General features: G+C 50.3%; 1 protein-coding gene. It reads right to left on the bottom strand.

All coding sequences use genetic code 11. The features are described from left to right. Nucleotides 1-595, bottom strand: a 595-nt coding sequence (locus WG891_RS26655; RefSeq protein ID WP_337265097.1) for an amino acid permease, incomplete at both ends; no start/stop codon positions are given.

Below are 595 nucleotides of genomic sequence, written 5' to 3'. Positions count from 1 at the left end.
TTTGCGTTCTTTAGCATAACGGGAGTAGACACTGGCCCCTTCAATACCCAGGAAGACAAACACCGTGACCAGCATGGTGCTGCGTACCTGGCTGAACAGGGACTCTGGCTCTACTGATGGGACAATCGCTGCCGCCGCATGGCCGACATAGCCATAGTCATTGAGGTGAGACAAGTCACCCACGTTGGCAGCAACCTGCGGTGCTCCCCAGAAGTTGAGCGCAAAGACATCGCCCTTAAAGGCAAAAATCAACACGATAACGAAGAGGATGATCGGCAGAATTTTGGCGATAGTGGCAATGGTATTGATGGCCGCCGCGCTTTTAACGCCACGTAATACCAGAATATGGAATGCCCACAGAATAACGGAGGCGACTAATACTGCAGGGATAGTATTGCCATCACCAAATAGTGGGAAGAATGCTCCCAGGGTTGATTTGATCAGCACAAAGTAGGAGACGTTACCAATACAGGTACCGGCCCAGAACCCAAGCGCTGAAGCAAAGCCGAGATAATCACCAAATCCTTCTTTGGCATAAATAAATACGCCAGAGTCCAGGTCTGGCTTACGTTGAGCCAGGGTTTGGAAAACAAAG

Origin of the sequence: Serratia sp. MMO-28, assembly GCF_037199905.1 — a bacterium.
Taxonomy (GTDB): Bacteria; Pseudomonadota; Gammaproteobacteria; order Enterobacterales; family Enterobacteriaceae; genus Chania; species Chania oryzae.
The sequence above is the reverse complement of the archived record's forward strand: the minus strand, read 5'-3'. Positions and strand labels throughout refer to the sequence as shown.